Annotated in this window: 24 protein-coding genes; 19 read left to right on the plus strand and 5 right to left on the minus strand. The window is 43.9% G+C overall.

Going from position 1 to position 21,573, the window contains the following annotated elements; all coding sequences use genetic code 11:
- Positions 1 to 9: 9 nt before the first annotated feature.
- Genes NYE22_RS07705 through NYE22_RS07720 form a run of 4 tightly spaced genes read left to right on the plus strand, consistent with a single transcriptional unit; the run spans position 10 to position 3,343 of the window.
- Positions 10 to 2,406: an ATP-dependent RecD-like DNA helicase gene (locus tag NYE22_RS07705; RefSeq protein WP_014477509.1), complete on the plus strand. Its 2,397-nt coding sequence runs from the start codon at positions 10 to 12 to the stop codon at positions 2,404 to 2,406.
- Between the two features lie 56 nt (positions 2,407 to 2,462).
- Entirely contained in the window at positions 2,463 to 2,987 is a 525-nt protein-coding gene (locus tag NYE22_RS07710; protein ID WP_122894833.1) for a PRC-barrel domain-containing protein, read from the plus strand.
- Between the two features lie 11 nt (positions 2,988 to 2,998).
- Positions 2,999 to 3,190, plus strand: a complete 192-nt coding sequence (locus NYE22_RS07715; protein ID WP_003225893.1) for a hypothetical protein — start codon at positions 2,999 to 3,001, stop codon at positions 3,188 to 3,190.
- Positions 3,191 to 3,211: 21 nt separating this feature from the next.
- The gene (locus NYE22_RS07720; protein WP_003229780.1) at positions 3,212 to 3,343 is read left to right on the plus strand and encodes a YrzQ family protein; all 132 of its coding nucleotides are present in this window, start codon (positions 3,212 to 3,214) and stop codon (positions 3,341 to 3,343) included.
- Between the two features lie 34 nt (positions 3,344 to 3,377).
- Here NYE22_RS07720 and NYE22_RS07725 read toward each other — a convergent pair whose 3' ends face one another.
- Genes NYE22_RS07725 through NYE22_RS07740 form a run of 4 tightly spaced genes read right to left on the minus strand, consistent with a single transcriptional unit; the run spans position 3,378 to position 6,333 of the window.
- A complete protein-coding gene (locus tag NYE22_RS07725; RefSeq protein WP_342412432.1) occupies positions 3,378 to 4,034 on the minus strand; it encodes an amino acid ABC transporter permease in 657 nt (218 codons plus the stop codon).
- 16 nt (positions 4,035 to 4,050) lie between these two features.
- The gene (locus NYE22_RS07730; RefSeq protein ID WP_342412433.1) at positions 4,051 to 4,701 is read right to left on the minus strand and encodes an amino acid ABC transporter permease; all 651 of its coding nucleotides are present in this window, start codon (positions 4,699 to 4,701) and stop codon (positions 4,051 to 4,053) included.
- Positions 4,702 to 4,761: 60 nt separating this feature from the next.
- Positions 4,762 to 5,583, minus strand: a complete 822-nt coding sequence (gene glnH, locus NYE22_RS07735) for a glutamine ABC transporter substrate-binding protein GlnH (protein ID WP_003245954.1) — start codon at positions 5,581 to 5,583, stop codon at positions 4,762 to 4,764.
- A 21-nt stretch (positions 5,584 to 5,604) separates the two neighbouring features.
- Positions 5,605 to 6,333, minus strand: coding sequence for an amino acid ABC transporter ATP-binding protein (locus NYE22_RS07740; RefSeq protein WP_110109448.1), 729 nt, complete (start codon positions 6,331 to 6,333; stop codon positions 5,605 to 5,607).
- A 154-nt stretch (positions 6,334 to 6,487) separates the two neighbouring features.
- Between NYE22_RS07740 and NYE22_RS07745 the strand changes: the two genes are divergently transcribed.
- From NYE22_RS07745 to NYE22_RS07805, 13 genes are all read left to right on the plus strand, one after another.
- Positions 6,488 to 7,549 carry an AI-2E family transporter gene (locus tag NYE22_RS07745; protein WP_009967889.1) on the plus strand — a complete coding sequence of 354 codons (1,062 nt, stop codon included), beginning with the start codon at positions 6,488 to 6,490 and terminating at the stop codon, positions 7,547 to 7,549.
- Between the two features lie 330 nt (positions 7,550 to 7,879).
- A complete protein-coding gene (gene alaS / locus NYE22_RS07750) occupies positions 7,880 to 10,516 on the plus strand; it encodes an alanine--tRNA ligase (protein WP_046160680.1) in 2,637 nt (878 codons plus the stop codon).
- Between the two features lie 84 nt (positions 10,517 to 10,600).
- Positions 10,601 to 10,867 carry an IreB family regulatory phosphoprotein gene (locus tag NYE22_RS07755; RefSeq protein ID WP_003225903.1) on the plus strand — a complete coding sequence of 89 codons (267 nt, stop codon included), beginning with the start codon at positions 10,601 to 10,603 and terminating at the stop codon, positions 10,865 to 10,867.
- Positions 10,868 to 10,874: 7 nt separating this feature from the next.
- Positions 10,875 to 11,291: a Holliday junction resolvase RuvX gene (gene ruvX, locus NYE22_RS07760; RefSeq protein ID WP_003229795.1), complete on the plus strand. Its 417-nt coding sequence runs from the start codon at positions 10,875 to 10,877 to the stop codon at positions 11,289 to 11,291.
- A gap of 17 nt (positions 11,292 to 11,308) precedes the next feature.
- Entirely contained in the window at positions 11,309 to 11,590 is a 282-nt protein-coding gene (locus NYE22_RS07765; RefSeq protein ID WP_003246199.1) for a DUF1292 domain-containing protein, read from the plus strand.
- 130 nt (positions 11,591 to 11,720) lie between these two features.
- Entirely contained in the window at positions 11,721 to 12,803 is a 1,083-nt protein-coding gene (gene mltG, locus NYE22_RS07770) for an endolytic transglycosylase MltG (RefSeq protein ID WP_021480211.1), read from the plus strand.
- A gap of 151 nt (positions 12,804 to 12,954) precedes the next feature.
- A complete protein-coding gene (locus tag NYE22_RS07775) occupies positions 12,955 to 13,608 on the plus strand; it encodes an O-methyltransferase (protein ID WP_014480416.1) in 654 nt (217 codons plus the stop codon).
- 5 nt (positions 13,609 to 13,613) lie between these two features.
- Entirely contained in the window at positions 13,614 to 14,543 is a 930-nt protein-coding gene (locus NYE22_RS07780) for a peptidase U32 family protein (RefSeq protein WP_046160679.1), read from the plus strand.
- 18 nt (positions 14,544 to 14,561) lie between these two features.
- Positions 14,562 to 15,830, plus strand: a complete 1,269-nt coding sequence (locus NYE22_RS07785) for a U32 family peptidase (RefSeq protein WP_003229802.1) — start codon at positions 14,562 to 14,564, stop codon at positions 15,828 to 15,830.
- Between the two features lie 6 nt (positions 15,831 to 15,836).
- The gene (gene udk, locus NYE22_RS07790) at positions 15,837 to 16,472 is read left to right on the plus strand and encodes a uridine kinase (RefSeq protein ID WP_003225916.1); all 636 of its coding nucleotides are present in this window, start codon (positions 15,837 to 15,839) and stop codon (positions 16,470 to 16,472) included.
- 250 nt (positions 16,473 to 16,722) lie between these two features.
- Complete coding sequence (greA, locus tag NYE22_RS07795; RefSeq protein WP_004399078.1) at positions 16,723 to 17,196, plus strand: transcription elongation factor GreA; 474 nt, start codon at positions 16,723 to 16,725, stop codon at positions 17,194 to 17,196.
- 53 nt (positions 17,197 to 17,249) lie between these two features.
- A complete protein-coding gene (locus NYE22_RS07800; RefSeq protein ID WP_161986226.1) occupies positions 17,250 to 19,004 on the plus strand; it encodes a penicillin-binding protein 2 in 1,755 nt (584 codons plus the stop codon).
- 64 nt (positions 19,005 to 19,068) lie between these two features.
- Entirely contained in the window at positions 19,069 to 19,770 is a 702-nt protein-coding gene (locus tag NYE22_RS07805; RefSeq protein WP_003246156.1) for a YrrS family protein, read from the plus strand.
- A 36-nt stretch (positions 19,771 to 19,806) separates the two neighbouring features.
- Here NYE22_RS07805 and NYE22_RS07810 read toward each other — a convergent pair whose 3' ends face one another.
- Positions 19,807 to 20,010, minus strand: a complete 204-nt coding sequence (locus tag NYE22_RS07810) for a YrzA family protein (RefSeq protein WP_014477495.1) — start codon at positions 20,008 to 20,010, stop codon at positions 19,807 to 19,809.
- Positions 20,011 to 20,202: 192 nt separating this feature from the next.
- Between NYE22_RS07810 and NYE22_RS07815 the strand changes: the two genes are divergently transcribed.
- Positions 20,203 to 20,844: a class I SAM-dependent methyltransferase gene (locus tag NYE22_RS07815; RefSeq protein WP_015714425.1), complete on the plus strand. Its 642-nt coding sequence runs from the start codon at positions 20,203 to 20,205 to the stop codon at positions 20,842 to 20,844.
- A 20-nt stretch (positions 20,845 to 20,864) separates the two neighbouring features.
- Positions 20,865 to 21,560 carry a 5'-methylthioadenosine/S-adenosylhomocysteine nucleosidase gene (gene mtnN, locus NYE22_RS07820; protein WP_014477493.1) on the plus strand — a complete coding sequence of 232 codons (696 nt, stop codon included), beginning with the start codon at positions 20,865 to 20,867 and terminating at the stop codon, positions 21,558 to 21,560.
- Positions 21,561 to 21,573 lie beyond the last annotated feature (13 nt).

The following is a 21,573-nucleotide window of genomic DNA, read 5'->3' on the forward strand; positions in this document are numbered from 1 at the left end:
GGACAGCTCGTGCAGCAGCATCCGGATCAGCTTAAACTGGAGGAAGAGCCCTATTTAAAAGGGACAGTCAACACAGTCATCTATCATAATGACACCAATTTATATACGGTTCTGAAAGTGAAAGTCACAGAGACCTCCGAAGCCATTGAAGATAAAGCCGTATCCGTGACGGGCTACTTCCCTGCGCTTCAAGAAGAAGAGACCTACACGTTTTACGGAAAGATCGTAACCCATCCAAAATTCGGGCTCCAATTTCAGGCGGAGCATTTCAAAAAGGAGATTCCGACGACTAAGGAAGGCATCATTCAATATTTATCGAGTGATTTATTCGAGGGGATCGGCAAAAAAACAGCTGAAGAAATTGTGAAAAAGCTGGGCGACAGCGCCATTAATAAAATATTGGCTGACGCTTCAGTGCTTTATGATGTTCCCAGACTCTCAAAAAAGAAAGCCGACACGCTGGCTGGCGCATTGCAGCGGCATCAGGGACTGGAGCAAATCATGATTTCCTTGAATCAGTTTGGCTTTGGCCCGCAGCTTTCTATGAAAATCTATCAAGCCTATGAATCCGAGACGCTTGAAAAGATTCAGGAAAACCCTTATCAGCTTGTGAAGGATGTAGAAGGCATCGGGTTTGGGAAAGCGGATGAGCTGGGCAGCAGAATGGGTCTTTCAGGTAACCATCCTGAGCGGGTAAAAGCTGCTATTTTGTACACGCTTGAAACGACTTGTCTGTCAGAGGGGCACACGTACATAGAAACGGAACAGCTGATCATTGACACCCAATCTCTGTTAAATCAGTCAGCAAGGGAAGGACAGCGCATCACAGAAATGGATGCCGCTAACGCGATTATTGCCCTTGGAGAAAATAAAGACATTGTCATTGAAGATGGCCGCTGTTATTTTCCATCGCTGTTTTACGCAGAACAAAACGTTGCAAAGCGTGTGAAACATATCGCTAGCCAAACCGAATATGAGAACCAGTTTCCCGAATCAGAGTTTTTGCTCGCGTTGGGAGAACTGGAAGAACGGATGAACGTTCAGTATGCCCCCAGCCAGAAGGAAGCGATTCAAAAAGCCCTTTCCTCGCCGATGCTTCTTTTAACAGGCGGCCCGGGAACAGGAAAAACGACGGTAATCAGAGGGATTGTCGAGCTCTACGGAGAGCTTCACGGTGTGTCACTAGACCCGTCAGCTTATAAAAAGGATGAAGCTTTTCCGATTGTTTTAGCCGCTCCGACAGGGAGAGCAGCAAAACGGATGAGTGAATCCACGGGACTTCCTGCAGTCACGATACACAGGCTGCTTGGCTGGAACGGCGCTGAAGGCTTTACTCATACAGAGGATCAGCCGATCGAAGGGAAGCTGTTAATTATCGATGAAGCCAGTATGCTTGATATATGGCTGGCGAACCATTTGTTCAAGGCGATCCCTGATCATATACAAATCATCATTGTCGGAGACGAAGACCAGCTGCCTTCCGTCGGTCCGGGACAAGTGCTCAGAGACCTGCTGGCATCCCAGGTGATTCCGACTGTGAGACTGACAGACATCTATCGCCAGGCGGAGGGGTCATCAATCGTCGAGCTTGCCCACCAGATGAAAAATGGATTGCTGCCGAATAATTTGACTGCCCCGACAAAGGACCGTTCCTTTATTCGCTGCGGAGGCTCGCAAATTAAAGAAGTTGTTGAGAAGGTTGTCGCCAATGCATTGAAAAAAGGCTATACAGCAAAGGACATTCAGGTCCTCGCTCCGATGTACAGAGGAAAAGCCGGCATTAATGAATTGAATGTGATGCTGCAGGACATTTTAAATCCTCCTAAAGAAAAACGAAGAGAATTGAAGTTCGGGGATGTTGTCTACAGAACCGGAGATAAAATTTTGCAGCTTGTCAATCAGCCGGAAAACAATGTATTCAACGGAGATATTGGAGAAATCACGTCGATATTTTATGCAAAGGAAAATACAGAAAAAGAAGATATGGCCGTCGTTTCTTTTGACGGCAATGAAATGACATTTACGAAAAAAGATTTTAATCAATTTACCCATGCGTATTGCTGTTCTATTCATAAATCGCAGGGAAGTGAATTTCCGATTGTGGTTTTGCCTGTTGTGAAAGGCTATTATAGAATGCTCAGAAGAAACCTTCTTTATACCGCGATTACAAGAGCGAAGAAATTTCTCATTTTATGTGGGGAAGAGGAGGCGCTGGAGTGGGGCGTGAAAAATAATGATGCAACTGTCAGACAGACCTCCTTGAAAAACAGGCTATCCGTACAGGTTGAGGAAATGGATGCCGAGCTTGAGGCTTTGCAAAAAGAGCTCCCGTTCAGCGTACACGACGCCAACATTGGCATGGAAGGCATTACACCATTCGATTTTATGAAAGAAGAACAGCAATAAAATGCTCCCGTGCAAGCGGGAGTTTTTTTCATTTGCAGTGGAATTGATTTCATCGTATGAGTCTAAGGCGCAAAGCAAAACCTAAGCCTGTTCAACAAAAGGTGGTTGATCACACTTTGAGAACATGCCATGAAGTAGAAGGATTCCCAGTATACTCAGAACGAACTTCTAGTTATCTTGGGACAATTTCCGATATTTGTTTTTCTCTGAAAGGAGATTGTCTTGGGTTTATTCTTGCACAAAAACGCTTTTTGCATCATCATCATGCGCTATTACGGGCGTGTGATATCTCTTCCATTCTTGATGACCGTATATTGGCTTCGGTCAGTTCAGAACAGCTTCTGCCTCTTCCGAAAACATGCTTCACATACGAGCAGATGAAGATGAAGCTTGTGAAATCGCAAGAGGGCGATATATTGGGGATGCTGGAAGATGTATACTTTTGTTTGGACAGGGGCATAATCGTAGCATATGAACTCTCGGACGGTTTCTTTTCTGACCTGGCGGGAAGCAAGCGCCAGATCCAAAGAGCGGATTCGCTTGTCGAGGTGCGGAAAGACGAGATCGTTCTGAACGGATAGAGGTGTGAGGTATGCTTATATGCCCGAATTGCAAAAGTAAGGATATCGGCAAAATCGGCGTGAACCAATATTATTGCTGGGGCTGTTTTATTGAACTGACAGTGGCGAAAGGGAAGATTGCAACTCATCAGGTGGAAGAAGACGGAACGTTAAGCAGCTTGGATGATTTGTTTTCTGAGGATGAACGCAGCATCAATTTTTAATCATGAAAGGAGATGCGCAGGATGAATCGGACGATGACTTCTCTTTTGGCAATGGGAGCCGGAGCTCTCGTGTACCGAATGGCGACTCAATCTGACATGCTGAATAATCGAAGCATGAAGCGGATGAGAAGAAGAATTACGAAAATGTTTTAATGCAAAAAGGATACTCTCCAAAGAGTATCCTTTTCTATGTTTGCCGGACCTCGAGGCGTCTTGCTGCGAGTGAAAGGCTGTAGTTGACTGCGAAATACATAAGGGCCGCAAGTAAAAAGATCGGGAAAAAATAACTGCCGTCTGTGCTTTGGCCGTTAATAATTTGCGCGTTGTGAATCAGTTCAGGCAGGGCGATCACAACAGCGAGCGATGTATCTTTTAATAAAGAAATAAACTGGCTTACGATGGGCGGAACCATGCGGCGAAGCGCTTGCGGCATGACGATAAAGAACAGGGTCTGTGTATAGCTCAGCCCGGAGGAGCGCGCCGCTTCAATTTGTCCTTTGTCAATTGATTTCAGTCCGCTTCGGATAATTTCAGATAGCATAGCGGATTCAAAAATCGTTAGTGCTGTAATTGCAGCAGCTGTAATTTCAAGCTTAATCCCAATTTCCGGAAGGGCAAAAAACGTAAAGAAAATAATTAACAGCAAGGGGAGGTTTCTGATCGTTTCAACGAGAACCGCAATCAATTGAGAAAGAACGGGAACTTTCGCATAACGCAGGGTGCCTGCGATTAAACCGAAGAAAAAGCTCAGAATGATGGAGATGAAAGCAACGTACAAGGTGACGAGAAACCCATCCCATAAAAACGCTAAATGCTCCTGTGAATAAGCACCGATGAAATCCAATGTAACTCACTCCTTATCAATAGCTTTTTTCCAGCCGTTTTTCCAGATAGTTAACACAGATGCTAAGCGGAATCGTCAGCACTAAGTAAAAAAGCGCCACAAAAATATAAACATCAAATACAACGAGTGTGCTCGACGAAACTAAATCGGCTTGGTACATAAGATCCAATCCGGCCACAACCCCAAGAATCGAAGAGTTTTTGACTAAGTTTAAAAATTGATTGCCTAAAGGCGGAATGACGATTTTGATTGCCTGCGGCAAAATGATATGGAGCATGGCTTGGCTGTAGGTAAAGCCTGACGAGCGTGCCGCTTCCATCTGCCCTTTTGAAACAGACTGGATGCCTGCTCTGATGGCTTCAGCGATAAACGCAGAGGTATAAATGGTGAGAGCAACCGTTCCCGCTTGAAAACCGTCAAGCCTCAGGCCTGCGTTTGGAAGTCCGAAATAGAAAACAAAGGTAATTAAAAGAAGAGGGATGTTGCGGATGAATTCTACATATGCGGTCCCGAGCCATTGCAGCGGCTTAAAGACTGTTATTCTCATAACCGCTACAGCGACGCCGAGGACAAAACTGCCGGCCAGCGCGATAACACTTGCGAGCAAGGTATGGTAAAAACCGTCCATATACATGCCGAAGTTATCGAAAAGAATTGACACATTCATCTGCCTATTCACTCCTTATCAAATTGGGATGAGCATCGCCTGCTCATCCCGGGATGGTTGTTATTCAGCTGGGTCTTCTTTGATCCATTTTTTATAAATTTCATCGTATCTGCCATCCGACTTCATCTTTTTAAGTGAAGCGTTGATTTCTTTCGCGAGAGCAGATTGCCCTTTTTTCACGGCGATCCCGTAAGGCTCATCTGTAAAAGGCTTTCCTGTTAATTGATAATTTTTATTTTCATCAGCCATTCCATATAAAATCGCATTATCTGTGGTGAGGGCATCGCCTTGCCCCGATTTAAGGGCTGTAAAGGCTTCTGCGTAGTTTTCAAATTCTAAAACAGATGCTTCAGGCGCCTTTTCACGAATGTTTTGAGAGGAGGTGGAGCCTTTTACTGCAAGAACTTTTGAGCCTTTGCCAAGATTCTCGACACTCTTGATTTTGCTGCCTTTTTTCACGAGAAGCGATTGCCCGGCCTCGAAATAGACATCAGAAAAGTCAACTTCCTTTTTTCGTTCTTCAGTGATCGTCATTGTGGCGACAATGGCGTCGATATCCCCGTTTTGCAGCATAGGAATCCTTGTTTTTGAGGTGACCTCTTTAAATTGAGCTTTTTTCTCATCACCTAAAATGTCTTTAGCGATTTGTTTAGCAATATCAATATCAAAACCCTCAATCTCACCTGAGCTTGGATTTTTAAGACCGAACAGTCGAGTGTCCGTTTTTACGCCGAAGACAATTTTGTCATTGTCTTTAATGGCGGCTAGCGTATCTTTTTTGCTCTCCTTTGAGGCTTCTCCGTTTGATCCCTTGCTGCCGCAAGCGGCAAGCAAGATGACAGCGAATAAAGAAATCAATGCTAAAGAAAAAATCTTTTTCATACAAGCTCCCCCATTTCTGTTTTAATGATTTAAAATACGGCTTAAGAATAAGCGGGCCCGTTCTTCCTTCGGGTTCGCGTAAAATTCAGCCGGCACTGCTTCTTCTAAAATTTTTCCTTCGTCAATGAAGACAATCCGATCGGCAACTTCTTTGGCAAACCCCATTTCGTGTGTCACGACAACCATTGTCATGCCTTCTTTGGCGAGTGTTTTCATGACATCTAGCACCTCACCGATCATTTCAGGATCAAGTGCTGATGTCGGCTCGTCAAACAGCATGACCTCCGGCTTCATCGCCAGTCCTCTTGCGATGGCAACACGCTGCTGCTGCCCGCCGGAAAGCTGGGAAGGATAGGCGTCAGCCTTGTCTGGGATGCCGACTTTTTCAAGATAGTACCGCGCCGTTTCCTTTGCTTGTTCAGGTGATTGTCTAAGCACTTTTACCGGAGCCAGCATGATGTTCTGCAGCACTGTTTTATGCGGATATAAATGAAAGTGCTGAAACACCATCCCGATATTTTGCCGCACTTTATTGATATCAGTTTTTCTGTCGTTAATGGCGGTGCCGTTTACTGTGAGCACTCCCTCATTGATCGTCTCAAGTCTGTTGATGCATCTGAGCAATGTGCTTTTACCGGAACCGGATGGGCCGATGATAACAACGACTTCACCTTTTTCGATTTGAAGATTAATTTGTTTTAACACGTGAAAATCTCCGTAATGCTTGTTTACATTTTGAAATGTGATCATCGCAATCCTCCTATCAGAAAATTTGACCAAAAGTAAATGATCAAACTTTTCTGAAAATTAAATGTGAAAAAATGTCCATGACTTCTGACTGACTAAACAAACATAAAGAATAATTCCGTGTAAACCTCAAAAGATATAGGTGAGGTGAAAGCAGATGCTCCAAAAACCGGTGCAGCTTTTGTTGTGGGTGGCTATTTGTTTGCTGGTTCTGTTAACAGTCTATGTCTTTTTTATGCTTGATATGTTATGGTCACCCTTTTGGCTCGTCATAAAAACGATCTTTATTCCCTTGATCATTTCTATTTTTATATCTTATTTATTGCTTCCGGTCACGGAATGGCTGCATGGCAAAGGATTGCCTAGGACTTTGAGCATCTTGGTCATTTATGTTCTTTTTTTTGGCGGGATTGGCTGGGCGTTGTATAAAGGGGTGCCTGTTTTAATCGTGCAGCTGACGGATTTGTCAGAAAATATACCCATGTTTGCCGAAACGTATAACGGGCTTCTTCTTCATGTGCATAACCATACGGATGACTGGCCTGATGGTATGCATCACCGTATAGATAAAATGATCCGCCAGACGGAGGCGTTTTTTGCGGGAACGATCGAGGGTGCGATCAGCGGGATCCGCAATGTGCTTGATTACTTCTTAATTGCTGCAACAATCCCTTTTCTCGTGTTTTATATGGTGAAGGACATTGAATTAATGAAAAAGACAGTATGGTACTTGACTCCGAAGTCGTGGAGAAAGCGGGGCAGCGCCTTTTTGCGGGATGTGGATGATTCGCTTGGCGATTATATCCGCGGCCAGCTTTTGGTCTGCTTGATTCTTGGCGTGATTGCAGGCATTTCGTTCTGGGTATTTGGGCTTCCGTATCCGCTGATACTTGGCCTTATCTCTGGAGTAACGAATGTCATCCCGTATTTTGGCCCTTTCATCGGAGCTGTTCCTGCGTTGTTAATTGCGATGACGATCTCAGTGAAGGCGGTTCTTGTTGTGGTGATTACGGTGTTTATTCTGCAGTTTATGGAAGGAAATATCCTCAGTCCGTTCATTGTCGGCAGAAGCCTTAAAATGCATCCGGTCGTTATCATGCTTGCGCTTCTTGCCGGAGGGGAGCTTGCGGGAATTGTCGGGATGATTCTGGCTGTTCCTGCGACGGCTGTTTTAAAAGTAATGATGATCCATTTTTTGCGGATGAGGACGGAGCATTGACATCGGCGTGCCGCTTGTCTATAATTTCTCGTAGAATACATACGAATCTCGAGTGACGGATCTGAGTACGCCGAAGCCCTGTTAAAGAGAGAAGCTCCATAAGCTGAAAGGAGCTTTATCAGAAGATCGGAGGAAGCTAATCCTGAGTGCAGTTAATCACTGCCGCTTATCCTGCGTTACAGGGTTAAAGGTGACGGGCGCATGAATGCCCGTAATCAGGGTGGTACCGCGAGGCAGCTCTCGTCCCTGTGTAAACGTTGGTTTGCATAGGGGGAGGGCTTTTTTGCTGTCACTGAAGAGAATTTCGATTTTTATAGAGGAGGAAATACAATGAAACACTTAACTTCTGCGGAAGTGCGTCAAATGTTTTTGGATTTCTTTAAAGAAAAAGGACATGCGGTAGAGCCAAGCGCGTCATTAGTGCCTCATGAGGATCCTTCACTGCTTTGGATCAACAGCGGTGTTGCGACGCTGAAAAAATATTTTGACGGCCGTGTCGTGCCGGAAAATCCAAGAATCGTAAACGCTCAAAAAGCGATCAGAACAAACGATATAGAAAATGTAGGTAAAACTGCGCGCCATCACACTTTCTTTGAAATGCTCGGAAACTTTTCCATCGGCGATTATTTCAAAGAAGAAGCCATTACATGGGCTTGGGAGTTTTTAACGAGCGACAAGTGGATTGGCTTCGACAAAGAGCTTCTCTCTGTTACGGTTCATCCTGAAGATGAAGAGGCATATGAGTTTTGGGCGAAAAAAATCGGTATTCCTGAAGAAAGAATTATCCGTCTGGAAGGGAACTTCTGGGATATCGGTGAAGGGCCGAGCGGACCGAATACGGAAATCTTTTACGACCGCGGTGAAGCATACGGTAATGATCCAGAAGATCCGGAGCTTTACCCAGGCGGGGAAAACGACCGTTACCTGGAAGTATGGAACCTTGTGTTCTCAGAGTTCAACCATAACCCTGACGGCACGTACACACCGCTTCCAAAGAAAAACATTGATACAGGCATGGGTCTTGAAAGAATGGTATCTGTCATCCAGAATGTTCCGACAAACTTTGACACCGATTTGTTTGTTCCGATCATTAAAGCAACAGAATCGATTTCTGGTGAAACATATGGCAAAGACAATGTGAAAGACACTGCGTTTAAAGTGATTGCTGACCATATCAGAACGGTTGCCTTTGCTGTCAGTGACGGTGCGCTGCCGTCAAATGAAGGCCGCGGCTATGTATTAAGACGCTTATTACGCCGTGCCGTGCGTTATGCCAAAACGATCAACATCCATCGTCCGTTCATGTTTGATTTAGTGCCGGTTGTCGCAGAAATCATGGCTGATTTCTATCCTGAAGTGAAAGAGAAAGCGGATTTCATCGCAAAAGTCATTAAAACCGAGGAAGAACGCTTCCATGAGACCCTTAATGAAGGGCTTGCGATCCTGTCAGAAATGATCAAAAAAGAAAAAGACAAGGGCAGCAGCGTTATCTCAGGTGCTGATGTGTTTAAACTGTATGATACGTATGGATTCCCGGTTGAATTGACTGAAGAATACGCAGAAGACGAGAACATGACGGTTGACCATGAGGGCTTTGAGGAGGAAATGAACCAGCAGCGTGAACGGGCAAGAAACGCCCGCCAGGATGTCGGCAGCATGCAGGTGCAGGGCGGCGCACTGCGCGACGTGACAGATGAAAGCACATTTGTCGGCTACTCTCAAACCAAAGCTGATGCCAATATCATTGTGCTTCTTCAGGACGGCCAATTAATCGAAGAGGCTCATGAAGGAGAAAGCGTTCAAATCATCCTTGATGAAACACCGTTCTATGCAGAAAGCGGCGGCCAAATCGGCGATAAAGGCTATCTCCGAAACGAGCAGGCCGTTGTAAGAATTAAAGATGTTCAAAAAGCGCCGAACGGCCAGCATGTGCATGAAGGTGTTGTAGAGAGCGGTACTGTTCAAAAAGGCCTGCATGTTACGGCTGAAGTTGAAGACCATATGAGAAGCGGCGTCATTAAAAACCACACGGCAACGCATTTATTGCATCAGGCTCTAAAAGATGTTCTTGGAACTCATGTCAATCAGGCGGGCTCTCTTGTAACGGAAAACCGTCTTCGTTTTGACTTCTCGCACTTTGGCCAAGTGACAAAAGAAGAGCTCGAACAAATTGAAAGAATCGTAAACGAAAAGATCTGGGCGAGCATCCCGGTCAGCATTGATTTGAAACCGATCGCTGAAGCAAAAGAAATGGGTGCGATGGCACTGTTTGGCGAGAAATATGGCGATATTGTCCGTGTCGTTCAAGTTGGAGATTACAGCTTAGAGCTGTGCGGCGGCTGCCATGTCAGAAATACAGCAGAAATCGGCTTGTTTAAAATCGTTTCTGAATCCGGAATCGGAGCAGGCACAAGACGGATTGAAGCTGTAACGGGACAAGGCGCTTACGTCGAAATGAACAGCCAGATTTCTGTATTGAAGCAGACCGCTGACGAGCTGAAAACAAATATCAAAGAAGTGCCGAAACGGGTCGCGGCTCTGCAGGCTGAACTGAAGGATGCACAAAGAGAAAATGAATCTCTTCTTGCAAAACTAGGCAACGTGGAAGCAGGAGCAATCCTGTCGAAAGTAAAAGAAGTTGACGGCGTAAACGTGCTTGCGGCAAAAGTAAATGCAAAAGACATGAATCATCTCCGCACTATGGTCGATGAACTCAAAGCAAAGCTTGGCTCTGCGGTGATCGTGCTTGGTGCGGTACAAAACGATAAAGTTAATATCTCCGCCGGAGTCACAAAGGACCTCATTGAGAAAGGCCTTCACGCCGGCAAGCTGGTTAAACAAGCTGCGGAAGTTTGCGGCGGAGGCGGCGGAGGCCGTCCGGATATGGCGCAGGCAGGAGGTAAACAGCCGGAAAAATTAGAAGAAGCTTTGGCTTCTGTAGAAGATTGGGTGAAATCCGTTTTATAATTCGCCCATGTAGTGTAGAATGATGGTAAGATTAGGACCCCAGGCTGAACTTTGCCTGCGAATTTGGGAAAGAGGTGCAAAACGGTGAGCTCGTTTGATAAAACGATGAAATTTAATTTCTCCGATGATTCTGCTGAGACTAACGTAAATGAGGTGCTGATTACAGTGTATGACGCGCTTCAGGAAAAGGGCTACAATCCAATCAACCAGATTGTCGGATACTTGCTGTCAGGTGATCCCGCTTATATTCCTAGGCATCGTGACGCTCGCAATTTAATTCGCAAACTTGAAAGAGACGAATTAATCGAGGAATTGGTAAAGTCTTATTTAGAACAGCATAAAGAGGCGTAAATAAAGAATGAGAATATTAGGACTCGATTTAGGAACCAAAACACTCGGTGTAGCTCTGAGCGATGAAATGGGCTGGACTGCTCAAGGCATTGAGACCATAAAGATAAATGAAGCAGAAGGCGATTATGGTTTATCCCGTTTATCTGAACTGATAAAGGACTATACTATAGATAAAATCGTGCTCGGCTTTCCTAAGAACATGAACGGAACAGTCGGCCCGAGAGGCGAAGCCAGCCAAACATTTGCGAAAGTGCTTGAAACAACGTACAATGTTCCTGTTGTGCTGTGGGACGAGCGTCTTACCACAATGGCGGCTGAAAAAATGCTGATTGCAGCTGACGTCAGCAGGCAAAAACGAAAAAAAGTCATTGATAAAATGGCGGCTGTTATGATTTTACAAGGATATCTTGACAGCTTAAATTAAAGCCAGAGGTGAAGAAAATGGAACACGGCGAAAAAAATATTACAATTGTTGACGATCAAGGAAATGAACAGCTTTGTGAAGTGCTGTTTACATTTGAAAACGAAGAGTTTGGCAAGTCTTATGTCTTGTACTATCCAATCGAATCAAAAGATGACGAAGAAGTAGAAATTCTTGCTTCCAGCTTCACGCCAAACGAAGACGGTGAAAACGGTGAGCTATTCCCGATTGAAACTGACGAAGAATGGGATATGATCGAAGAAACATTAAACACATTCTTAGCGGACGAAGACGAAGAGTAAAACATCGCGCCAAACCAAAGCCGGAGCTATACTGCTCCGGCTTTTTTCTGCTTTATGCAGGCCTCTTTTTGTAATAAATTGCCGAAATACAATGAATCATGTAGTATAAGAGCTGATGGGAGGAGACCTAATGTATATCAATCAGCAAAAAAAATCGTTTTTTAATAAAAAAAGAATCATACTGTCTTCCATTGTTGTGCTGTTTCTCATCATTGGCGGGGCATTTTTATATGGGAAATCATTGCTTGAACCTGTTGAAAAAGACAGTAAAACGACAGTTAATATTAACATTCCGAGCGGTTCGTCTGTTTCAGCCATCGCATCGATATTAAAGAAAAATGATGTCATAAAAAGCGAGAAGGCGTTTCAGTACTATGTGAAATATAAAGGTGCTTCCGGGTTTCAGGCCGGATTCTACCATCTGAATAAAAGTATGGATTTAGATGCCATTATTCAGAAGCTGACAAGCGGGGCTACAGGTTACGCTTTTCAAATCACAGTGACTGAGGGAGCACAGCTGACCCAAATCGCGGCTGCTATTGCTGATGAAACAAAATACTCTAAAAAACAAGTCATAGCGAAGCTGGACGATGAAACATTTATCAATCAGCTGAAGAAAGAATTCCCGGACACTGTGACAAATGATGTTTTCAATAAAAACATTAAGCACCCGCTTGAAGGGTACCTATTCCCGGCTACATACCCTTTTAACGACCCGGACACATCACTTGAAGACATTATCAAGGCAATGATTAAGCAGACAAATTCTTATGTGGAAACATATAAATCAGAAATGAAGAAAAACAAAGTTTCTGTGCATAAGCTGCTGACAATGGCTTCTTTGATAGAAGAAGAAGCGACTGAAAAAGCCGACCGCCATAAAATTGCGAGCGTCTTTTATAACCGCCTGAAAAAGAAAATGCCGCTCCAAACAGATCCGACCGTCCTGTACGCGGCAGGCAAGCATAAAGATCGGGTTCTTTATAAGGATCTGGAAATCGATTCACCATACAATACGTATAAAAACACAGGGCTGACGCCAGGGCCGATTGCCAATGCCGGTATGTCGTCATGGGAAGCGGCGCTGCATCCGGATAAAACGGACTATCTGTATTTCTTGGCCAAATCAAATGGTGAGGTCGTATTTACAAAAACGCTAAAAGAGCATAATAAAGCAAAAGAAAAATACATTTCCTCAAAAAATGAGAAATAAAAGGAGAGCAAAAAGCTCTCCTTTTGTTCGCTTTCCGCAAGGTTTTATGTTAAAATATATCGGGTTGTTTACCGATGTATCATGATGTATTCAGAGAGTGTCCTGCGCATAAGACTGGGGCACTCCTTTTTAGAACGGGAGGCTGTTTGTAGTGACTGACCGGTATGAACAAATAAATGACTATATAGAAGCATTATTAAAGCCTCGGCCGGATAACGTGAAGAAGCTTGAAGCATATGCAGAAGAACATCATGTCCCGATTATGGAAAAAGCGGGCATGGAGGTGCTGCTTCAAATTTTGTCTGTGAAACAGCCGAAAAAAATACTAGAAATCGGAACGGCCATTGGTTATTCAGCCATTCGGATGGCGCTGGAGCTGCCGTCTGCTGAAATATATACAATTGAACGCAATGAGAAACGGCATGAAGAAGCGGTAAACAATATCAAGGAATTTCAGCTTGATGACCGGATTCATGTTTTTTACGGAGATGCGCTTGAATTAGCCGACGCCGTTCATGTAACCGCGCCTTACGATGTCATTTTTATTGACGCTGCAAAAGGTCAGTATCAAAACTTTTTTCATTTATATGAACCGATGCTTTCACCAGACGGGGTGATTATAACAGACAACGTGCTGTTTAAGGGTCTGGTGGCAGAGGATTACAGCAAAATAGAACCGAAGAGAAGGCGCAGGCTTGTAGCAAAAATTGATGAATATAATCATTGGCTGATGAATCATCCGGATTATCAAACTGCGATTATTCCTGTCGGGGACGGACTTGCGATTAGTAAAAAGAAGAGGTGAACGTCATGAAAAAACCAGAGCTCTTAGTGACGCCGACGAGTACAGCGGACATTTTGCCGCTCATACAGGCTGGGGCAACTGCGTTTTTAGTTGGGGAACAGAGATACGGCTTGAGATTAGCCGGAGAATTTTCTCGTGAAGATGTAACAAAAGCCGTAGAGATTGCTCACAAAGAAGGGGCAAAAATATACGTTGCTGTAAATGCAATTTTCCATAACGATAAAGTGGGTGAGCTTGGCGAATATCTGGCTTTCTTAGCAGAAGCCGGTGTCGATGCAGCGGTATTCGGCGATCCTGCCGTGCTGATGGCTGCCCGTGAATCTGCGCCTGATCTGAAGCTTCATTGGAGCACAGAAACGACAGGCACCAACTATTATACATGCAACTACTGGGGACGCAAGGGTGCGGCGCGTTCTGTGCTTGCCAGAGAATTAAACATGGACAGCATTGTTGAGATTAAAGAAAATGCTGAAGTCGAAATTGAAATCCAGGTGCATGGAATGACGTGCATGTTCCAATCGAAGCGTTCTTTGATTGGAAACTATTTTGAATATCAGGGCAAAGTCATGGACATTGAAAGAAAGAAAAAAGAATCAGGCATGTTTTTACACGATAAAGAACGCGATAATAAATATCCGATTTTCGAAGATGAAAACGGCACTCACATCATGAGCCCGAACGATGTGTGCATCATTGATGAGCTCGAGGAATTGATAGATGCCGGAATTGATTCTTTCAAAATCGATGGTGTTTTGAAAACGCCTGAATACCTAATAGAAGTCACCAAAATGTACAGAGAAGCAATTGATTTGTGCGTGGAAAACCGTGACGAATACGAAGCGAAAAAAGAAGACTGGATCGAACACATTGAAAGCATCCAGCCAGTAAACAGAAAAATTGATACCGGATTCTTCTTCAAGGAAACGGTTTATTAATCAAAAGGAGGTTAAGCTATGACTGCCGTAAATGATAAAATATCCACAATCGTTAATGGAAAGCGTGTGATTACGAAAAAGCCGGAGCTTCTCGCACCTGCGGGTAATCTTGAAAAGCTGAAAATCGCTGTTCATTACGGAGCGGACGCGGTCTTTATCGGGGGACAGGAATACGGGCTTCGCTCGAATGCCGATAACTTTACGATCGAAGAAATTGCAGAAGGCGTTGAATTCGCAAAGAAATATGGCGCGAAGATCTACGTAACAACGAATATTTTCGCTCATAATGAAAACATGGACGGGCTTGAAGACTATTTAAAAGCGCTTGGAGACGCCAACGTTGCCGGTATTATTGTGGCAGATCCGCTTATTATTGAAACATGCCGCAGAGTGGCGCCGAATGTTGAGGTTCACTTGAGCACACAGCAGTCTCTTTCAAACTGGAAGGCTGTCCAGTTCTGGAAGGAAGAAGGTCTCGACCGCGTCGTGCTGGCACGTGAAACTAGCGCTCTTGAAATCAGAGAAATGAAAGAAAAGGTAGATATCGAAATCGAATCCTTCATTCACGGCGCAATGTGTATCGCATATTCCGGCCGCTGCGTGCTGAGCAATCACATGACAGCGCGGGACTCCAATCGCGGAGGCTGCTGCCAGTCATGCCGCTGGGATTATGATCTCTATCAAACAGACGGTGCCAACGCCGTTGCTTTGTATGGTGAAGAAGATGCACCATTTGCGATGAGCCCGAAAGATTTGAAGCTGATTGAATCCATTCCAAAAATGATTGAAATGGGGATCGACAGCTTAAAGATTGAAGGCCGCATGAAATCCATTCACTATGTAGCAACTGTTGTCAGCGTATACCGCAAAGTAATCGATGCTTATTGCGCTGATCCAGAGAACTTTGTGATTCAAAAAGAATGGCTTGAAGAGCTTGATAAGTGCGCCAACCGGGACACTGCGACAGCTTTCTTTGAAGGAACGCCAGGCTATGAAGAGCAAATGTTCGGCGAACACGCCAAGAAAACAACATATGATTTTGTCGGCTTAGTGCTGAATTATGATGAAGATACACAAATGGTCACGCTTCAGCAGCGCAATTTCTTCAAAAAAGGCGACGAAGTGGAATTTTTCGGACCAGAAATCGAAAACTTTACACATACGATTGAAACCATTTGGGACGAAGACGGAAATGAGCTAGATGCTGCCCGCCATCCCCTGCAAATTGTCAAATTCAAACTAGACAAAAAGATTTATCCGAGCAACATGATGAGAAAGGGGAAGTAACAGCCCATGGGTAAGAATCCAGTAGTCATTGGAATCGCAGGAGGTTCCGGTTCAGGAAAAACGAGTGTCACACGGTCCATTTATGAACAGTTTAAAGGACACTCAATTTTAATGATCCAGCAGGACCTTTATTATAAAGACCAAAGCCATCTTCCGTTTGAAGAAAGGCTGAACACAAACTATGATCATCCGCTTGCGTTTGATAATGACTATTTAATCGAGCATATTCAGGATCTATTGAATTACCGCCCGATTGAAAAGCCGATTTATGACTATAAGCTTCACACACGTTCAGAAGAAACGGTTCACGTAGAGCCAAAGGATGTTATTATCCTTGAAGGCATTCTTGTTCTTGAAGACAAAAGGCTTCGTGATCTGATGGATATCAAGCTTTATGTTGATACGGACGCTGACTTGCGTATCATCAGACGGATTATGAGAGATATTAATGAGCGCGGACGCTCTATTGATTCTGTCATTGAACAATATGTGTCAGTGGTCCGTCCGATGCATAACCAATTCGTCGAGCCGACGAAACGATACGCTGATATTATTATCCCGGAAGGCGGTCAGAATCACGTCGCAATTGATCTGATGGTCACAAAAATTCAAACCATTCTTGAACAAAACGCGATTTTGTAATACCATAGCATAGACATAAATAACTCTGACCATATTATGTATAGGCAGGAAGGGAATGTGCGAATTCCCTTCTTTCCCTGTTTATAAACGCGAAATATTTGCAGAACGACACGATTCAGTTTAAGATAAACAGTACCTATATGGGAGAGAAGAACGAGGACTGCCCTGTGTTCTCATTCTTGTATTTTTTAGTTTATGCTCTCATACATAATCGAAGATGTTGAGGGACAACCAGAAGGAGTGAAGGGACATGGCACAAGAGAAAGTATTTCCTATGACTGCAGAAGGAAAACAAAAACTTGAACAAGAATTAGAATATTTGAAAACGGTTAAACGAAAAGAAGTAGTAGAGCGAATCAAAATTGCGAGAAGCTTCGGAGACCTTTCCGAGAACTCTGAATACGATTCAGCGAAAGAAGAGCAGGCATTTGTAGAGGGCCGCGTGACGACTCTTGAAAATATGATTCGCAATGCGAAAATCATTGAAGATGACGGCGGCTCTAACGTTGTCGGTTTGGGTAAAACCGTCACTTTCGTCGAACTGCCTGACGGTGATGAAGAATCATATACGATCGTCGGAAGCGCGGAAGCTGACCCGTTTGAAGGGAAAATCTCAAACGACTCACCGATCGCAAAAAGCCTCTTGGGCAAAAAAGTAGATGAAGAAGTCACAGTACAAACACCGGGCGGAGAAATGCTCGTGAAAATTGTGAAAATTTCATAATATTTGTTTAGCAGCGAAACACCTCGTCCACAATGTGGGTGAGGTGTTTTTTTATGAAGATATCGAAACGAATGAAGCTGGCAGTCTTCGCATTTTTGATTGTATTTTTTCTGCTTCTGCTTAGGCTTGCAGAAATCCAGCTGTTTTTCACAGAATCATTTTCTAAAAAGAAAATTAATTTGATTCAAGAAAGCGTGAAACAGCGGACGGAGGAAGTGCTCATTTCAGATGGAAGAGGCTCTTTTTTAGATCGAAACGGGCGGGCGCTGACAGGACAAAGCGAGCCTGCGGTTGTTTTGTTCCCTTTTCTGCTGACGCAGGATTGGCCGATCAAAAAAGTTGCGGACATCCTCGGCATGTCTGAAGATGATTTGCGCCAGACACTAGGTAAGGCAAAAAAACCGGTCATTTTGCAGCAAAAGAAAATCAAAACACTTTCAAAACAATCTATCACAAAAATCAATTCTTTGAAATATCCCGGCATTTACGGCGTATATATGGAGAATGAAGACAAGCCCAGCCTTGCTTCACATACGATAGGGAGCACGAACCAAGATCCGGCGCTGCTTCGCAAGAAATATCCTGACAAGGAGAGCCTTCCGATTACAACAGAAATCGGAACAACCGGTTTAGAACGGACATTTGACGAGTTTTTGCTTCCGGAACAAGACACAAAGCTTTTATATCATGTGGACGGAAAAGGAAACCCTTTGTTTGGCATGGACGTCAAATATACAGCTGAAGCCAATACATTTTATCCGCTCCAGGTCAAAACAACGATCGATCAAAGCATTCAAAAAGCGATGGAGGAGGTATTGGATGAACAGGGGCTGAAAAAGGGAGGAGCTGTGCTGCTGGACATCGAAAATAGCAGTGTTCTGGGAATTGTAAGCAAACCAGATGCGGATGTGTCCCGGCAAAACACACTTCAAAATTATATGCTGACGCCAATCTATCCCGGATCAGTTTTTAAAACAGTCATTGCCGCAGCTGCAATCGAAAATAATATGGTGAAGCCTAGTCAAACCTTTAATTGCAATTTAAACCTGTACGGGGAACCGGGGGACGACAAAGGAACCTTGTCTTTTGATGAAAGTTTTGCCCAAAGCTGTAATTACACATTTACGAGTCTTGCAGAACAATTAATGAAAAAAGACAGCTCGGTTATTGAAGATATGTCCGAGAAGCTGGCTCTCACTGATCGGGCAGGCTGGGAGGGAAAACTGTACCACGAAACCGATTTCCGCCAGCTGTATAACGAAAAAAGCGGCGTGATTTGGGGGGATGAAAAAGACAAATCAGTCAAAAAAGCCATTGCGCAAACCGCAATTGGGCAGAAAAATGTAAAGGTAACCCCGCTGGAGGTAGCCAATATGATGGCGACAATCGCCCGCGGCGGAGAAAAACGGCAGGTGAAAATTGCCGAACAAATTGAGTATAAGAACGGCACAACGCTCGTTACGTTTAAAGATCAGAAGCTCAAAGGGGAGACGATAGACAAATATACGTCACAGCAGCTTCAAAAAATACTGCGGCGGGTGGTAGAATCTCCTTCCGGAACGGGCAGAAGGTTTCAAGATCTTCCGTATACTGTAGCAGGGAAGTCGGGCACAGCCCAGACAGGCAAGCTTTCAAAAGAGAAGGAAACGCTCTATGAAAAATGGTTTGCCGGATATTTTCCCGCGGATAAGCCGAAATACGCTCTGGTTGTTTTACACATGGATACACCGGGAGATAAGGCTCTGACAAATTCGGTGTTTTATGATATTGTTAAAAAAGTACACGAAATTGAAATCAATCAGAAATAGAACAACTTCTCAGCACATGTTAAAATATATGCTGAGCCAAGAGGGATAAAGGAGTGCAGAATTATTGAGCAATAATCAATCTCGTTATGAAAATCGTGATAAACGCAGAAAAGCCAATTTAGTGCTTAACATTTTAATCGCAATCGTATCCATACTAATTGTCGTAGTAGCAGCGAATCTCTTCATTAACAGTCCTTCTAGCAAAGATGTCAGCAAGGATTCTGAAACGGCGCAAAAACAGGAATCTCCGGCTTCAGGAAAGACGGAAAAGAAATCGGATGAGGATATAAAAGACAGCAAGAAAGATACATCTGACAGCGAAAAAGATTCTGAGAAGTCTTCTGACTCTGATTCCAAAAAAGATGATTCTTCTTCTAAAAAAGATGACTCTGATTCAGATTCAAGCTCAGATTCAGCCGGTGATGGGCTTAAAGATGCAAAAGTAACAGAAGGCGGCTCATCGAGCGATGTGGAAAAAACGTATGAAAATCCTGACTGGAAAGCAGTCGGAACTGAGCAAACAGGCGAGCATGCCGCTACTTATGATTCAAGCTCGCAAGACTGGGCTGAGATGCTGAAAGCCATTTCGTACGCAACTGGTGTCTCAACAGATAACATGACGGTGCTCTGGCTTGGAAATAACGGCAGCCCTCAGGATGCCAAAGGCAAAATTTTGGACAAGGCGACTGGGAATAAGTATCAAGTCACGATTACATGGGTCGATGAAAAAGGCTGGAAGCCGACAAAAGTAGAAAAGCTAAAATAAACAAAAGCAGCCGGGTTACAACCGGCTGCTTTTGTTTTAGGCTTCAGCTGCGAAATGAACCACCGCGCTGTACAATATTCTTCCTTCTGCCACAGCAGTTTGGTGTGAAACAGATTTCACCCGGAGCATGATGGCTTTATTGTTTTCAATTTGTGTATTGATTTTCTTTTCAAGCTCCTGCAATGAAGCCGCTTCAAAAAATTCCACTTTGTCTTTAATCAGATCTAATTGAAAATTCATGTCTTGACCCTCCAGCTTTCACAAGTCATATGAAGTATAAGCTTTTTTGCGGTCAATGCGCAATATGAGATGGCATAAAATACACAAAGTGTTTTAGTACCTGCTTTTCAGAAGATGTGGTATTATAGGAACTGTTCCATCATTAATTCATAGTATGCTTATAGGAATTATTAAATATGGAGTGTGACAAATATGGGACGTGAATTTATCCCTCTCTTTGAAGATTGGGCAGCAACTTATGATCAAACAGTACAAGGTTTAGATATTCAGTATAAAGAAGCATTCAGAGGCTACGATCATATCCTTGATGCCATCGTCAGCAAATCTGGAACGCATGTGTTAGAATTTGGCCCGGGGACAGGGAATTTGACGGCTAAGCTGCTCGATGCAGGCAAAACTGTATTTGGAATCGAACCTTCTCCAGCAATGCGTAAACTGGCTTCTGACAAGCTTTCAGGCAGGTCGGAAATCGTTGATGGAGACTTCCTGACATTCCCTGAGCCGCCATTTCAGGCTGATACAATTGTCAGTTCATATGCTTTTCATCATTTGACTGACGAAGAAAAGCGGGCTGCCATAAAGCAATATGGCAAATACCTTCACTTGCATGATAAAATAGTGTTTGCCGATACCGTCTTTGAAAATGCGCAAGCGTATCAACAGGCTATCGATAAAGCCCGTTCTCAAGGCTTTTATCAGCTTGCAAATGATTTAGAGACAGAGCATTATCCTACATTGGATGCGTTGAAAGAAATGTTTACAGCTGAAGGTTTTGCAGTCCGATTCACTCAGCAAAACGACTTCGTGTGGATAATGGAGGCGATCAAACGGTAAAGTGAAGGGAATGTGAATAGATGAAACTAGCAGTCATCGGAGCAATGGAAGAGGAAGTTACCATCCTAAGAAACAAACTTGAAAATGCAAAAACAGAAACGATCGCACACTGTGAATTTACAACAGGCGAATACGAAGGAACTGAAGTGATTCTTTTAAAATCAGGAATTGGAAAAGTAAATGCTGCTATCAGCACGACGCTTCTGCTTGATCGTTACAAGCCTGATTATGTCATTAACACAGGCTCAGCCGGCGGATTTCATCATACATTGAATGTAGGGGATGTCGTTATTTCCACTGACGTTCGTCACCACGATGTAGACGTAACGGCTTTTGACTATGAATACGGCCAAGTGCCGGGTCTTCCGGCTGCTTATGCAGCGGATGAAAAGCTGATTAGCATCACTGAAGAAGCGGTATCTGAACTCGACGGCATTCAGGTTGCAAAAGGAACAATTGCAACAGGCGATTCTTTCATGAACGATCCGAAGCGGGTTGAAGAGGTGCGTGCGAGATTTTCTGATCTGTACGCGGTTGAAATGGAGGCTGCGGCAGTGGCTCAAGTGTGCCATCAATTTAAAACGCCGTTTGTCGTCATCAGAGCGTTATCTGATATTGCAGGAAAAGAATCACATGTTTCATTTGACCAATTTTTAGAGCAGGCGGCTGTCCATTCAACAGAGCTTGTGTTAAAGGTGATCAAACGAATTCATTAAAACGGGGAGAACG

Origin of the sequence: Bacillus sp. FSL K6-1560 (assembly GCF_038592935.1) — a bacterium.
Taxonomy (GTDB): Bacteria; Bacillota; Bacilli; order Bacillales; family Bacillaceae; genus Bacillus; species Bacillus subtilis.